Raw genomic sequence first — 14,844 nt, 5'->3', positions numbered from 1 at the left:
TATAACTTAATTAAATAGTAAATCCTTAATTAAATTCATAAGGTATATTTTAAAAATCATAAAGGGGGAATTCGGTGAAGAAAAATATTAAGAACATAGCTTTAGTATTGTTAATAATTTTTGTGGTGGCTTTAATTGTTATAACATTTAAAATAATTAAATTTAGAAAAAATACAGTGACAGATATAAAAGCTTGTGGCAATAAAATAACTTTTAATTCTAATGTTAAAAGAGAAGAAATAGAGTATTTAAAAGTTGATGGAGAGAAGGATAGACCAGTAAATAAGGTTGAAGGGTTAAATTTATTTATAAATAATAGTAAAGTTAATTTAAGTGATAAAATTTATGAAAAGAATTTAAGGTATTATATTTCTTTAGAAGATTTAGAGAAAAATGGACAAGTATCAATTGATGGAAATAAGATTTTAAGTAAGATAAATAAAAATTACATAGATTTAGAGAAAAAAGAGATTTTAAAAGAAAAGGATAAATTAGATTTAAGAGGAGAAGTTTTAGATTTAGATCATAAAAAATACATTTCTATAAATGATTTTAAAGAGCTTATTGAAGCTAGGGATGATTGGTACGAAAATAAAAACTCAATTTATATGTTTCAGGGTAAAACTAATAATATAAACTGCAATTATAAAGTTAATGAAGGAAAAGCTGCTTTAATAAGAATAGAGGATGTTAGTGCTGGGGGAGTTTTTTCTGAAGATAATAATATGGAAAAAATGAAATATTTAAGTGATTATTTTAAAGCTAATAATATAGTATTTCACATAGCTTGGATACCTAGATACATAAACCCTGAAAAAAACATAGATAATGATTTGCTTAAAAATAATAATTTTGAAAATGTGCATTTTATAAATATGCTAGATCATTTAATAAATAGAGGGGCTGTAATTGGTCTTCATGGATATACTCACCAACATAATAATCAAATAAGTGGACTTGGGGTAGAGTTAAAATGGAATGTTAATAGCAATAAAAATAAAGTTTTAAAGGTTGTTGAATCCTCATTAAAGACAGCTAAGACTTTAAATATACCTATAGGTTTCTTTGAAAGTCCACATTATAAAGCAGATAGAAATCAGCAAAAAATAATAGAACAATACTTTCCAGTTATGTTTGAACCCTATGCTGGATATTGGAACTTAAATCCATTAATAAGTTTTAGTAACAAGTCTACATTATATGTACCTGCTCCTTTAGGATATGTTAAGGACAATGGAGAGACTGTAGCTAGAAGAATTAGAAATTATAGCAATGAAATTTTAACGGCATTTTTCATACATCCATATATTTTTTTAGGAAGTATAGAGAATAAAAATAATAGCCTAAATAATGAGGAAATATATGAGTTAAATGAAAATTCACCTATATTAAAGATAATATCAGCTTTAAAAGAGAGAGGATGCAAAACCATAACTGTTAATGAATTAAACAATCAAATTACGTAGTAAAAGTTTTATTATGTATTTAAGTGAAGCAGATAAATATGGATATAATGAAAATGGATCTGTATATTATCCATAACTTGGGAAAAACGCTGATTGGATACATTATCCTATGAATTAAGTAAAATTAATATATTTACATTAAATTTATAGTATAATTTATATAAATGATTGTCTTGAAAATACTGTTAATATTTTAAAACTGAATTTTTAAGACAATCTTTTAAATATTAATATTATTTACAGGAGGAGCTGTGGATATAAAGATAAAAATATTTTGGATAGTATCTATTTTAACTGGAATAATATTTATATATATGTTATCTAATATAATATTTAAGCTTAAGTTAAGAAAAAAGATAGGAAGAAAATCAATATTAAAGATTATAAGCATTATAATTGGGGGATATTTAATATTTTTGTTTTTTACAATTTTTAATGTTTATAATTATTATAATTTAAAAAATATAGTTGAACATTCAAGTATGAGTAAGTATATCAAAGATTATAAATTATCAGGTACTGATTATTGTGTAGTAACAATTAATGGAGATGAAGTGTTTGAAAAATTAGATAATAAAACTAAATTAGAAGATATGTTTGAATTAAAAATAAGGTGTAACAGTGCAATAGCAAATACACTTTTTGATGGACGTATACCATATAATATTTATCATGAAACTAAAATTATAATTAGTATTGATGATAATAATTATGTTCTTTATAACACAGAAAAAGGTGGCATAAATAAATTATTTCTTAATGATGAGTTGGTTTATGAAGAAAATTTGAAGGAAATATTTAGCGATTTAAGTTTTGATAATAAATAGCAATGAGAAAATAAAAATACAATTAATATTATAAGGAGTTTATTACTAAAAGTACAATAGCATTTGAAAATGGTGATATAGAATTATCTTATGATATTTCAAAACTTAACTTAGAAATTAAATATAGTTCATATATAAAAGGCAATTCAGAAAGTGATTTAGGAGCTAAGGTATATTTTAAAATAGGTTTTTCATTAAGTGATAATATTAAAACCAAATAATAGATGATGTAAAAAGGTATATTAATAAAGTTATAGATGATATAAAAAGATGTATTGAAAATGTTATAGAAAAAATTGATAATACATCAATTAGAGATGAGATAATATCCTTTCTCTTATAACTATGTTTGTCATGCTATATAATAAGAGCAAAAATTTTATTAATGGTAATTTAAAATTAGAAGCTCTAGTTGCTAGTTTTTTAGTCTTTATTTCATCTACAAATGTAGTAGAATTAGATAAAAAAGTAAATGAATTTTTTGGAGTTTAATTGAAAAAAGTAGACTTTGCATAATTAACAAAGTCTACTTTTTTATTTTTTAGTTAGAATATATTAAATATTCAGTACCAGTCTGCTTGTTTACTAAATAAAGGTTAAATTGCTTGATAGTATTAATATCATAATTAACATTGCAACTTAAAAATTCTGTATATTTAGATTTAGGATTGAAATTTTTATTTCTAGATAAATTTTTTAAATAATCATTTTTTAATGCAAATAATGATTTTATATCATAGTTATTTGTAAAATTAGGTGAAGTTAATTTAATTTCAAAAGTTTTATCTATATTATAAGAGTTTAAATCGTTAATATTTTCGGTATAAAAATCTAAAATACATCCATATTCAAAATAATATAAACTTACTAAGTTTATATCAATATTGTCTATTTTAATTTTTTTATTTAAAGAAACATAATTATCATTATTTAATGATAAAGGAGTATTAAGATTAAAAGTTTTAGTAGGTAAAGTATTTTGAGAAATTGAATATTGAATATTTATTGAATTCGATGGAACATTTTCAGGCAATATAAAACGATCAATAACTTCAAGTTTATTTGATGATATTTTTTTTGATAACACCGTAAAAGTTCCAAGCCCAAAACCATCATATTTATTAGGAGAAGTAGATAAGTAAACTAAGTTATTATTGTCAATAGAAATATTTTCAGGGTATTTAACATAATATTTTGTAATTAAGAAGTTAGGAAGATATTTAGTGTATTCAACATTTACATTAGCTTTATTGTAATCTGTATTAAATGGAAGATTAACTGTAACAGTATCTTGATTTGAACATGAAATTAATAACAAACTAAACATAAATGCAGTAATTATAATTTTTAAAATTTTAAATTTTTTAAACAAAAGAACCTCCAAATAAAAGTTTTGAATTAATGTTAATAATAATTTAAATTATATATAAGTAATAAAAATATATACATGATAAAAACCAAATGTAAAAATACAAGAAAGAACATATATTAATAAGCTTAGAATATAACATTGTGAGATATGAAAATTAATTTTACTAAAAATAAGTCCTATTAAAGCAGCTAATATAAAAATTGATTTATTTATTTGTTTAGAATTTCTATATTTATTTTTGAGTTTATTTTTAATTGCTATCAAAAAGAAACTCAAAAATAAAATATAGATAATAAAGAATATAATAAAAATTAATATAAATTCAAAAGTATTTAACTTTTGATAAAATATATTTAGTGATATAATTAAATTTTGTAAAGAAGATAATGAAAATAAAATTCCTAAAAATAAGTTTAATAAATTAGGAATTGCTATTAATTTTTTTGAAAATATTAAATAAATTAATGATATTAGTATAAAAATTAGATTTAATAATAATATAATAATAAAAATTGAGTGATCAATTTCTGCAATCTTATTGTATGAAAAAAATACTATTATGTTTAAACTCAGTACAACAAAAAGGATTATTAAAATTGAAAATATTAAATCTTTAAGTTCTTTATCATTAATCATAGTTTGTAGCCTCCTTTTTAATATGAATATGATGATTAAAAATTTTATTATGAATAAACTTTAATATTTATTTTTAGCTTTGAGTTTATTTACAATTATATCATGGATTTTGTTTTATCATAATTTTGCATAATTTCAATATAGAAAAGTTAATAAAAATAATAAATGAAAATATAAAAAATAGAGTAAGTTTAAGTTTGAAACTTACTCTATTTTTTTATAAAGAATTTAATAATAGTTAACAGTATTGAAAGTATGATATAATTTTCTTAGTTTTACAAAGGGGGAGTTGAATAAGTGAGAAACGCATTAAAGCTGAATAAAAAGAACTATATAGATAATATTCATAGTAGAAGGAAAGGGTGCATAACTATGAGTGTATAGATAAAAATGGATATAGTAAATAGCACTATAAATACGCTGAATTAAAAGATTTAGATATTAGTGATTGGAAAAAATATCTATATAACTTTAAATATGTTCTATAAACTTTGTAGACGGTTAGAAAATATAAAAGAGTTAAACACATTGTTTATATACTTAGATTATTATGTATCAAATTTAAATGAATCTGATAAAAATAGAAACCTTACAGAATAGATTTTTAAAATAGAATATATTATAATTAGGATAAAGACTTTCTAAACATTAAAGAAAGTCTTTATTTTTTAATTAGATTGAGGTGATTTATGAAAAAAAGAAGTGTGGTAGTTATTTTGGTAATATTATGTATATTTGGTGTAATAAAATGTTCACTTATTTTAGATGGATATATGCAAGTAAAAAAAGAAAGTGAGATAAATAGTGGAAAAGTAGAATTAAATGATAAAAATATAAATAAATCTATTAAAGAAATGTTAACTAATCTTTTTGAAATTGGAGATATTAAATTAGAACAACAAGAATTTATAGGTAAATATAGTCAAAAAATTGATGATTATTTCTTAATTGATTATAATAGTGAAAATAGAGAGTATGTATTTCGTTTGATTTTTTGTAATTTTTTTTTATAATCTAGAAGAAAATAAGAACAAAGAAAATATAAAAACAAATATAAAAATAGAAAATATTTACAAGGTAAGTGATGATAATTATGATGTAAGGTTTATTGTTGAAAAAGAATTTAATTATAAGGATAATCCCAATATAATTAAATTAGAAGAAGAGTATAATGCTTTGATTATAAATGAAAATAATAAATACTTAATAAAAGAAATATATAATATAAAGGACTTTAATAATTATATAAATAAAGAACATAAAATATCAAAATATTATACTAAAAGAAGTAAACTTTATTCAGAATATTTAATATTTAAGAAGGGACAATACTCTAACTTAAATGAAGGTTTAGATAGAGAAGAAATATTAAATGATGGTTATGTTATTTAAAATTAAATAGTAATATTTTAAATAATTAAGAGTAACTTTATAGTAATTTTTAATAAAGCAACTTGAAAACTTATACTAGAAGTTCTTAATATTATAAGATGTATTTTAAAAGAAATGAGATTTAAATGAATAATTGATGTTAATGTTCTAATATCTTTTACTGATGTTAGTAATTTAAAAGTTAACATACCTTAATAACTGTATTAAAATTAATACTTAAATTTACATTATAAAATATTTTAATTTGGGGAAATCGTTATGAAAATAAAATATAAAAATAGTATAGATGATTTAGTAAAATTGAATATGGATATATTTAAAAAAGATCCAATTATTCAAAAAAGAATAAAAATAAAACATGTTATACTTCCAATTTTTATTATACTTGATTTTTTAGTAGTTAGTTGGTTTAATAATTTTATTATGAACAAACTTTCATATTTATTTTTAGCTTTTTGTTTATTTATAATTATACCATGGATTTTGTTTTATCCTAAGTTGGCAGAATTTCAATATAGAAAAATGTTAATAAAAAGACTTAAAAATAATATAAAAAATGATTTTGATTTAATATTTACTATAGACAAAAGTGGAATTAGAGAAGAAAGTCAAAATGGAAATGTAACATATTGTTGGGATAAAGTAGAAGAAGTAAAAGATATAGGTACGCACATATTTATATATATTTCTAATTTAAATGCAATTGTTATTCCTAGTAATTCATTTAGAGATGAAAGAGAAAAAAATGAGTTAATAAAAATAATAAATGAAAATATAAAAAAAACTATATAGATAATATTCATAGTAGAAGTAAAGGGTGGATAACCAGGAGCGTTATAGATAAAAAAGGATATAGCCAATGGCACTATAAATACGCTGAATTAAAAGATTTAGATATGAGTGATGAAAATATCTATATAACTCTAAATACCTTTTATAAACCTTGTAGGCGGTTAGAAAACATAAAAGAGTTAAATACATTATTTATAGACTTAGATTATTATAAAACTTATAAAACTAAAGATCAGGTATTAATGGACTTAGAAAAGAACTATTTTAATCAAAGTATTCCTATTCCTAATTATGTAATAGATAGTGGGAGAGGAATGTATTTAATTTGGTTAATAAATGCAGTACCTAGTCAAGCATTACCATTATGGAAAGCAGTACAAGATTATTTATATAAGCAATTAAAGTGTTTTGGAGCAGATAGACAAGCATTAGATGCAACTAGGATATTAAGAGTACCAGGAAGTATAAATTCTAAATCAAAAACAGTAGTAAATATATTAGATGAGTACGAATATGTTTATGATTTAAGAGAAATACAAAATGGATTTTTACCTGAATTAAAGCCATATGAAAAGAAAAAGGGTAGACCAAGTAAAATAAATTATATTTATAGAGAAAGAAGTTTATATTATGGAAGGATACAAGACATAATAAAACTTTGTGAACTAAGAGAATATGATTTAAAAGGGCATAGGGAGCTTATATTATTTTTATATAGATATTACCTTTGTAGCTTTACAGAAGACATTGAGAAGGCGTTAAATGATGCTTTAGAACTTAATAGTATGTTTAGACAAGCTTTAAGTGAAAGAGAAGTTATAAGAGCAACTAGGAGTGCTGAAAGATGTTATTTAGATAAAAATAAGCAATATAAGTATAAGAATGAAACTCTTATAGAGCTATTAGAAATTACTGAAGAAGAGCAAAAAGATATGACAATAATAATTTCTAAAAAAGAATAGAAGAGAAGAGAAAATATTAGAGGTAAAAAAATTACCAAGAGCAATTAAAAGCTCAAGGAAAAGTAACAAAAAAAGAAATTATCAGAAATAGAAGAATTATATAGAATTGAAATGTCTCCATCAACTATTTCTTACATAACGGATAAAGTTTTCGGAACTGCTACTGAATGGCAAAACCGAATGCTTAATAATGTATATTAATTCTAGCTTAGTATTTTTGTAGAATTTTATTATGTAAGAATAATAAAATTAAGAAGTTTTTAGTATGTCAAGAAATTTCTAAATGGTTATTTTGAGTTTATTTTAGTGTACATTGTGTGTACACGGTTACATAAAAGATATATAATTAATTTATATTCAAATCTATTAAATTATAATAAGTTTGATTTTCTTACAATTTATTTAAAAATACTAAATTAATATACTTGTATGTTTTAAGGGGGATGAAAAGTATGAATAGAGTATTAGAGATACTAAAGGATAAATCATTAACATATCATCAGCAAATTAAAGATTTAGCTGCTTATGCAGAAAGCACAATTGAAGTGTTAAATATTGATGATGAAACAAAAAAACTAATAGATGAAGGGTGTATATGTACTCTTTTTGAGGGGAATGCACCATTTAGGCCTAGATACATAATTCCAGATTATTCTTTACTTATGGAAAAGGGATGTGAATTTTTAAATCTTTCAGTTCCAGAGGATATATGGGAAGCAACTAATAACCTATTAATTTTCTATAAGCATGTGCCTTCAATAACTACATTTCCAGTTTACCTTGGAAATATAGATGAGCTTTTAGAGCCATTTATAGAAGATGAAAGGGAAGCGAAAAGAGCAATTAAATTATTTTTAAAGCACATAGATAGAACATTAACTGATTCTTTTGTACATGCTAATATAGGGCCAAGAGAGACTGTAGCAGGAAGATTAATATTAGAGTCTATGGATGAACTTCAATGTGCAGTTCCAAATTTAAGTATGAAGTATGATTTAGAAAATACTCCAGAGAGTTTTATAAATTTATGTGCAAAGGTTGCTTTAAGTACAGCTAAACCTAGTTTTGCAAATCATAAAATGGATGTGAAAAGCTTTGGAACAGATAGATATGCTATAGCAAGTTGTTATAATGGATTTCATATTGGTGGGGGTGGATATACCCTTGTAAGAATAAAATTAAATGAGGTAGCTAAGAAGGCTACTTCAGTAGAGGACTTTTTAGAGAATGTATTACCTTATGTAAGCACTAAAATGATTCAGTATATTGATGAAAGAATAAGATTTTTAGTTGAGGAAACTCAGTTCTTTACTTCTAATTTCTTAGTAAAAGAAGTATTTATTCAGAAAAAATTATTTACAGGAATGTTTGGAGTAGTAGGTCTAGCAGAGGCTGTAAATACTTTATTAGGAGCAGAGAAACAAGGTGATAGATTTGGGTATTCAGAAAAAGCTAATAAACTTGGATTAAGGATAATAGAGAAATTAAATAAAATAGTATCAGAGCATGAAGCTAAACATGTAAATTGCTTTGGAGGACACTATGTTCTTCATGCACAAGTAGGAATTGATTTAGACCAAAATGTATCACCAGGATGTAGAATACCAGTTGGAGAAGAACCAGAATTATTTAACCATATAATTCAATCAGCACCATTCCATAAATATTTTTATAATGGAATAGGAGATATATTTGTATTTGAATATACATATAATGATCATCCAGAAGCCTTAGTTGATATTATAAAGGGTGCCTTTAATTCAGGAATAAGATATATGTCTGTCTATGGAAGTGGAGCAGATGTAGTAAGGGTAACTGGATATTTAGCTAAGCGTTCAGAGGTAGAAAAGCTTGAAAGGGGAGAGGCTGTTCTTAATAATACAGACCTATTTGCCATGGGAGCAAAGAATAATTGTCATGCCTTTGAAAGAAAAATTAGAAAGTAAGTGATATTATGGCTTTAATAAATAAGATAATTCCATTTTCTTGTGTTGATGGACCAGGAAATAGAATGGTTATATTTTTTCAAGGATGTAATTTTAAGTGTTTGTATTGCCACAATCCTGAAACTATAAATAAATGTATATCTTGTGGAAAATGCGTTGAAAATTGTGAAGTAGGTGCCTTATCAATTAGTGATGGAAAAGTTATTTGGGATGAGGAAGAATGTATTTCTTGTGATAAATGTATAAAGCTATGCGAGCATATGTCTTCTCCTAAACTTAAGGAATATTCAGTAGAAGAGCTTGTAAAAAAGATAGAAAAAGACAGCTTTTTTATAAGAGGAATAACTGTTAGTGGTGGAGAATGTACTTTAAACTCTGAATTTTTAATAAAGCTTTTTAGAGAAGTTAAAAAACTTGGATTGACTTGCTTTGTTGATACTAATGGTAATACTAAATTAGATGATGAGCTTATAAATCTTACAGATAAGTTTATGCTTGATGTTAAGTCAATTGATGAAAAAGAAAATATTTGGCTAACTAAATCATCAAACAAATTAGTTTTAGAAAATTTAAAAAGAATATTAGAGTTAGACAAGATGTATGAAGTTAGAACTGTTATAGCTAAAGGAATAAATAGCGAAAAAACAGTGGATGAAGTTTCTAAAATCATTGGCGATAAATGTAGATATAAACTTATAAAATATAGACCCTTTGGAGTTAGAGAAGAGGGTATAAAGGTTCATGGAACTATAAGTCCAGAAGATAGTTATATGAATGAATTGAAAGAAAGATCTATAGCTAATGGATGTATTGATACAATAATAACTTAATATTTATTAGAATTAGAGTATAATTTAGTACAAAGAAATTAAATATTAGAGAATAGAAAAGAATATGAAAGCTTTAAAAAATATATAGCTATATAAGTAAAAAGATAAAAGCAACTATGTTGCTTTTATCTTTTTTAGTTAAGCTTTATAAATTTTAATAAAAAAATATTTAAATAGTATTTTATGAGAATATTATTTTTACTCCTTTTTCTCTTAATTTTTCAAGTTCAGACTTATCATCTTCAATTTCATTTGTAATTACATAATTAACTTTAGAAATATCTCCACTAGAAAAATTATGATGTATTCCTATTTTGGAGTTATCTGCTAAGACAAAAGTTGGCCCATTACAATTTTCAAGCATCTTCATATTTACTGTGGTTTCCTGGAGAACAGATGTACTGATTCCTGTATTAGCATTTATACCACTAACTCCTATAAAACATTTAGTTGCAGTTATTTTAGAAATTATCTGAGTGGCTATATCACCAACCATAGATTGTTTTCTTCCATATACTTCACCGCCTGTAAGTATTATTTCTACATTAGGTGATAAATTCATACCTAATATTTTGCCATTGTTTGTAATTACCATAACTCTTTTATCTTCTATATATTCTAAGAGTTTTATTGCAGTTGAACTAGAGTTTATAAATATACTATCTCCATCTTCTATAAATTCAGCAGCTTTTTTAGCTATAGAATCTTTAATTTTTTCTCTCTCAATGTTGGTATGATTAAAATATGGGTCTTCACTCAAAGCTCCTTCAATAAGTTCAGCACCACCGTATTTTCTTCTTATAACTCCTTCTTTTTCTAGATTTTGAAAATCTCTTCTTATTGTTATATTAGATGTTTTTAATAAAGTAGCTAATTCTTCTGTTTTAGCAAATTTATTTTCTTTTAAATATTTCAATATTGCCTGTTGTCTTTTAAAAACAAAGCCTTTTGCGTTTTTCATTATAAATGCCTCCTAACCGATATTGTTTGGTATTATTTTCTATAAATATCTCTCCGAATATTATAAATCTAAAATTAAGTTATATATAGATAATTTGAAAAAGTTACTAAAACTTGTATATAGTAATTTTAAAAAATATGAAGTTGTATTTAACTTTAATAATTAAAAACAGAAGCTTATTATAGATAACATTAAATTTCTTATTACTATTTATAATAATTTTACATAAAAGAACAGTATAAATCAACGCAAATAGAACAAAAATAATCAAAAAGAACATAAAAACAGAAAATAATTTGATTAATAGCACAAAAAATAAAGAATAAACAAAAAACAATCAAAAAAGACTTGCGAAGAAAACAATTACAGTATATAATTTAATCATAAAATGATTGAACGAACTTAATAATGTTCAAAACAATCAAAAAGGGTGGAGGTATAATTATGAGTAAAGTAAATGAAATAACAAGAGAATCATGGATTTTAAATACATTTCCAGAATGGGGAACTTGGTTAAATGAAGAGATAGAAAATGAAGTGGTTAAACCAGGAACATTTTCTATGTGGTGGCTTGGATGTACAGGTATATGGCTTAAAACTCAAGGAAATACAAACATATGTATAGATTTTTGGTGCGGAAGCGGAAAAAGAACAAAGAAGAATCCTTACATAAATCCAGAGCATCAAATGGCAAGAATGTGTGGAGGTAAGAAACTACAACCTAATTTAAGAGTTGCACCTTTTGTATTAGATCCATTTGCAATAAAGAATGTTGATGCAATAATATCAACACATGATCATAACGATCATATAGATATAAATGTTGCAGCTGCAGTTTTAAAAAATTGTTCAGAAGATGTTCCATTTATAGGACCACAAGCATGTGTTGATAAATGGATAGGATGGGGAGTACCAAAGGAAAGATGTATAGTTGTTAAACCAGGAGATGTAATAAAAATAAAAGATATTCAATTACATGCTTTAGAATCTTTTGATAGAACAGCTTTAATAACAGCTCCTCCAGAAGGAGATTTAAGAGGAAAAATGCCAGTAGATATGGATTATAAGGCTGTTAACTATTTAATAGAAACTCCAGGAGGAAATCTTTATCATAGTGGAGATTCACATTATTCAAATTATTATGCTAAGCATGGAAATGATTATAAAATAGATGTTGCTCTTGGATCATATGGAGAAAACCCAAGAGGTATTACAGATAAAATGACATCAGTAGATATTTTAAGAATGGCTGAAGCGTTAAATACTCAAGTAGTAATACCATTCCATCATGATATATGGTCAAACTTCCAAGCTGATACAAATGAAATATTAGCATTATACGACATGAAAAAATATAGATTACAATATAAATTTACACCATTTATATGGCAAGTAGGTGGAAAGTTTACATTCCCAGAAGATAAGGATAAGAGAGAATATCATTATCCAAGAGGATTCGATGACTGTTTCTCTGTAGATATAAACTTACCATATAACTCATTCCTATAAGATTTAAGAGTGGAGGAAATTATCATGTTAAAAGAATTAATAGAAAAAGGTAGATATTCTTTTCATGATGGCTTTGATAATTGGGAGGATGCAGTTAAGGCTGCATGTGCTCCCTTAGAAAAAGAAAAAGTTATCGAAAAAGAGTATGCAGATTTAATAATAAATAGTATTAAAAAACATGGACCATATATAGTAATTGCGCCAAAGATTGCTATACCACATGCACAAGAAGGACATGGAGTTAATGAAACAGCTATATGCTTTATGAAAACGAATACTCCAGTGAGTTTTGGTGAAGGGGAAGAGTATGATGCTCAATTATTCTTTGTTTTAGCTTCAGTAGATAATGAAGTACATTTAAAGAATTTAACTAAAATGGTTGAGTTAATTTCAGATGAAGAAACTGTAGAAAAGCTTTTAGAAGCTCAATCAGTTGAGGATCTTAAAAAATTAGTATAAGAGATTTTGAAAAAATAAGTTTTAAAGTTTCTACAGTGCTTTAGATAGGTTTTAAACTAAAGTACTGTAGAAATTATAGTAAATATTTAAGTCTAATCTTATTTAGTTTTCAGTTAAGTTATAAATTAAAACAGTTTACATAATATTGGAACAAGTTAAGAAAAGGGATATGGGAGGAGAAGTATTATGGATTTTATAATCTACATTTGGGAGTTTTTCCAAAATAACATTCTGACAAAACCTGCATTTTTCATTGGATTTATAGTTCTTATTGGTTACTTGTTACTTAAGAGACCTTTTTATGATGCTTTGGCAGGATTTATAAAGGCAACAGTCGGTTATTTAATTTTAAATGTTGCAGCAGGTGGACTTGTTAGTAACTTCCGTCCAATTCTTGCAGGCCTTAAAGATAGATTTAATTTACAGGCGGCAGTTATAGATCCTTATTTTGGACAAACGGCGGCTCAAGAGGCTATAGGGAATATAGGAAAATCTTTTTCTATGATGATGGTAGTTTTACTTATAGCATTCTTATTTAACTTAGTGCTTGTATTACTTAGAAAATTTACAAAGGTTCGTACAGTATTTATTACAGGACATGTAATGGTACAACAATCAGCTACAGCTTTATGGTTAGTATTTTTCTGTTTCCCAAACTTAAGTAATATGGGAGTAGTAGTAATGTTAGGATTACTTCTTGGAACATACTGGGCAGTATTTTCTAATCTTACAGTTGAACCATGCCAAGACCTTACTGAAGGTGGTGGATTTGCAATAGGTCACCAACAAATGTTAGGAGTTTGGATAACTGATAAAATAGCTGGAAAAATAGGAAATAGTAAAAAGAGTATTGAGGATTTAGAACTTCCAGGATTCTTATCTATATTTAGTGATAACGTTGTAGCAACTGGTATATTAATGACTGTTTTCTTCGGAATAATTATGGGAATACTAGGACCAGATTTAATGCATACAATCGATAAGGGATTTGATCAAAATACAAATTTCTTATTTTACATACTAGAAAAATCACTTAACTTTGCAGTTTATTTAAGTATATTACAAATGGGTGTTAGAATGTTCGTTTCAGAACTTACTGAATCATTCCAAGGTATTTCAAATAAAATACTTCCAGGATCAGTACCAGCTGTAGACTGTGCAGCAACTTATGGATTTGGACATCCAAATGCAGTTACTATTGGATTCTTATTTGGAGCAGTAGGTCAATTTATAGCAATAATAGGACTTGTAGTTTTCCAAAGTCCAGTACTTATAATAAGTGGATTCGTACCATTATTCTTTGATAATGCTACATTTGCAGTGTTCGCTAACAGAAAAGGTGGATTGAAGGCTGCCATGATAATTCCATTCGTTTCAGGAGTTATACAAGTTTTAGGTGGAGCATTTGCCGCTTACTATTTTGGATTAGCTCAATTTGGAGGATGGCATGGAAACTTTGACTGGGATACATTATGGCCAGTAGTTGGAGTTCTTATGGACAAGTTTGCTTATGTAGGGGTTGGAATAGCAGTAGTAGGAATGCTTTTAATACCACAAATTCAATATTTTAAAAATAAAAAGGGTTACTTCAAGTTAGTTGAAGATTATGAAGGATATTTAGAAGACAAAGAAAAGGAAAGAGTACAAAATTAGATTTAAATCAATTGATAGTTAGTACCACTTTGTTAAGTA

At 25.1% G+C, this 14,844-nt stretch carries 13 protein-coding genes and 1 pseudogene; 12 read left to right on the top strand and 2 right to left on the bottom strand.

The window, feature by feature from the left end; genetic code table 11:
- The first annotated feature begins 74 nt into the window (after positions 1–74).
- Positions 75–1,466 (top strand): polysaccharide deacetylase family protein, encoded by a 1,392-nt coding sequence (locus tag I6G60_RS13180; RefSeq protein WP_110071042.1) that lies wholly within the window; start codon positions 75–77, stop codon positions 1,464–1,466.
- Positions 1,467–1,717: 251 nt separating this feature from the next.
- The gene (locus tag I6G60_RS13175) at positions 1,718–2,293 is read left to right on the top strand and encodes a hypothetical protein (protein ID WP_110071043.1); all 576 of its coding nucleotides are present in this window, start codon (positions 1,718–1,720) and stop codon (positions 2,291–2,293) included.
- Positions 2,294–2,834: 541 nt separating this feature from the next.
- Here the strand turns inward: I6G60_RS13175 and I6G60_RS13170 are convergent.
- Positions 2,835–3,665, bottom strand: coding sequence for a hypothetical protein (locus tag I6G60_RS13170; RefSeq protein WP_110016326.1), 831 nt, complete (start codon positions 3,663–3,665; stop codon positions 2,835–2,837).
- Positions 3,666–4,990: 1,325 nt separating this feature from the next.
- Here I6G60_RS13170 and I6G60_RS15350 point away from each other — a divergent pair.
- The 7 genes and pseudogenes from I6G60_RS15350 (at position 4,991) to I6G60_RS13140 (ending at position 10,223) form a co-directional block, all read left to right on the top strand.
- On the top strand, positions 4,991–5,314 hold the full coding sequence (locus tag I6G60_RS15350) for a hypothetical protein (RefSeq protein WP_223932426.1): 324 nt from the start codon (positions 4,991–4,993) through the stop codon (positions 5,312–5,314).
- 163 nt (positions 5,315–5,477) lie between these two features.
- Positions 5,478–5,693 carry a hypothetical protein gene (locus I6G60_RS15345; RefSeq protein WP_223932427.1) on the top strand — a complete coding sequence of 72 codons (216 nt, stop codon included), beginning with the start codon at positions 5,478–5,480 and terminating at the stop codon, positions 5,691–5,693.
- A 258-nt stretch (positions 5,694–5,951) separates the two neighbouring features.
- Positions 5,952–6,485: a YcxB family protein gene (locus I6G60_RS13160; protein ID WP_138329550.1), complete on the top strand. Its 534-nt coding sequence runs from the start codon at positions 5,952–5,954 to the stop codon at positions 6,483–6,485.
- Positions 6,486–6,589: 104 nt separating this feature from the next.
- Positions 6,590–7,447, top strand: coding sequence for a DNA-binding response regulator (locus I6G60_RS13155; protein ID WP_223932428.1), 858 nt, complete (start codon positions 6,590–6,592; stop codon positions 7,445–7,447).
- Positions 7,448–7,528: 81 nt separating this feature from the next.
- A pseudogene (locus I6G60_RS13150) lies at positions 7,529–7,645 on the top strand (transposase); the annotation flags it as partial.
- Positions 7,646–7,899: 254 nt separating this feature from the next.
- On the top strand, positions 7,900–9,393 hold the full coding sequence (locus tag I6G60_RS13145; RefSeq protein WP_138329552.1) for a YjjI family glycine radical enzyme: 1,494 nt from the start codon (positions 7,900–7,902) through the stop codon (positions 9,391–9,393).
- A gap of 8 nt (positions 9,394–9,401) precedes the next feature.
- Positions 9,402–10,223: a YjjW family glycine radical enzyme activase gene (locus I6G60_RS13140; RefSeq protein WP_111744062.1), complete on the top strand. Its 822-nt coding sequence runs from the start codon at positions 9,402–9,404 to the stop codon at positions 10,221–10,223.
- 181 nt (positions 10,224–10,404) lie between these two features.
- On the opposite strand, the gene I6G60_RS13135 is transcribed toward I6G60_RS13140, so the two are convergent.
- Positions 10,405–11,184, bottom strand: a complete 780-nt coding sequence (locus I6G60_RS13135) for a DeoR/GlpR family DNA-binding transcription regulator (RefSeq protein ID WP_003471910.1) — start codon at positions 11,182–11,184, stop codon at positions 10,405–10,407.
- A 444-nt stretch (positions 11,185–11,628) separates the two neighbouring features.
- Between I6G60_RS13135 and ulaG the strand changes: the two genes are divergently transcribed.
- The 3 genes from ulaG (at position 11,629) to I6G60_RS13120 (ending at position 14,805) form a co-directional block, all read left to right on the top strand.
- Complete coding sequence (ulaG, locus tag I6G60_RS13130) at positions 11,629–12,693, top strand: L-ascorbate 6-phosphate lactonase (protein ID WP_003457064.1); 1,065 nt, start codon at positions 11,629–11,631, stop codon at positions 12,691–12,693.
- A 24-nt stretch (positions 12,694–12,717) separates the two neighbouring features.
- A complete protein-coding gene (locus tag I6G60_RS13125; RefSeq protein WP_003457079.1) occupies positions 12,718–13,152 on the top strand; it encodes a PTS sugar transporter subunit IIA in 435 nt (144 codons plus the stop codon).
- Positions 13,153–13,338: 186 nt separating this feature from the next.
- Entirely contained in the window at positions 13,339–14,805 is a 1,467-nt protein-coding gene (locus I6G60_RS13120) for a PTS ascorbate transporter subunit IIC (protein WP_003456976.1), read from the top strand.
- The last annotated feature ends 39 nt before the right edge of the window (positions 14,806–14,844 follow it).

It is taken from the genome of Clostridium perfringens (assembly GCF_016027375.1).
GTDB classification, from domain to species: Bacteria; Bacillota; Clostridia; order Clostridiales; family Clostridiaceae; genus Sarcina; species Sarcina perfringens.
Note: the sequence above shows the minus strand (reverse complement) of the source record. Positions and strands in the feature narration are given on the sequence as shown.

Bases quoted from the DNA above. Each gene is read 5' to 3' on its own strand.
- I6G60_RS15350 (WP_223932426.1), top strand. From the start codon at position 4,991: ATGAAAAAAAGAAGTGTGGTAGTTATTTTGGTAATATTATGTATATTT.
- I6G60_RS13160 (WP_138329550.1), top strand. From the start codon at position 5,952: ATGAAAATAAAATATAAAAATAGTATAGATGATTTAGTAAAATTGAAT.
- I6G60_RS13155 (WP_223932428.1), top strand. From the start codon at position 6,590: ATGAGTGATGAAAATATCTATATAACTCTAAATACCTTTTATAAACCT.
- I6G60_RS13145 (WP_138329552.1), top strand. From the start codon at position 7,900: ATGAATAGAGTATTAGAGATACTAAAGGATAAATCATTAACATATCAT.
- I6G60_RS13140 (WP_111744062.1), top strand. From the start codon at position 9,402: ATGGCTTTAATAAATAAGATAATTCCATTTTCTTGTGTTGATGGACCA.
- I6G60_RS13135 (WP_003471910.1), bottom strand. From the start codon at position 11,184: ATGAAAAACGCAAAAGGCTTTGTTTTTAAAAGACAACAGGCAATATTG.
- ulaG (WP_003457064.1), top strand. From the start codon at position 11,629: ATGAGTAAAGTAAATGAAATAACAAGAGAATCATGGATTTTAAATACA.
- I6G60_RS13125 (WP_003457079.1), top strand. From the start codon at position 12,718: ATGTTAAAAGAATTAATAGAAAAAGGTAGATATTCTTTTCATGATGGC.
- I6G60_RS13120 (WP_003456976.1), top strand. From the start codon at position 13,339: ATGGATTTTATAATCTACATTTGGGAGTTTTTCCAAAATAACATTCTG.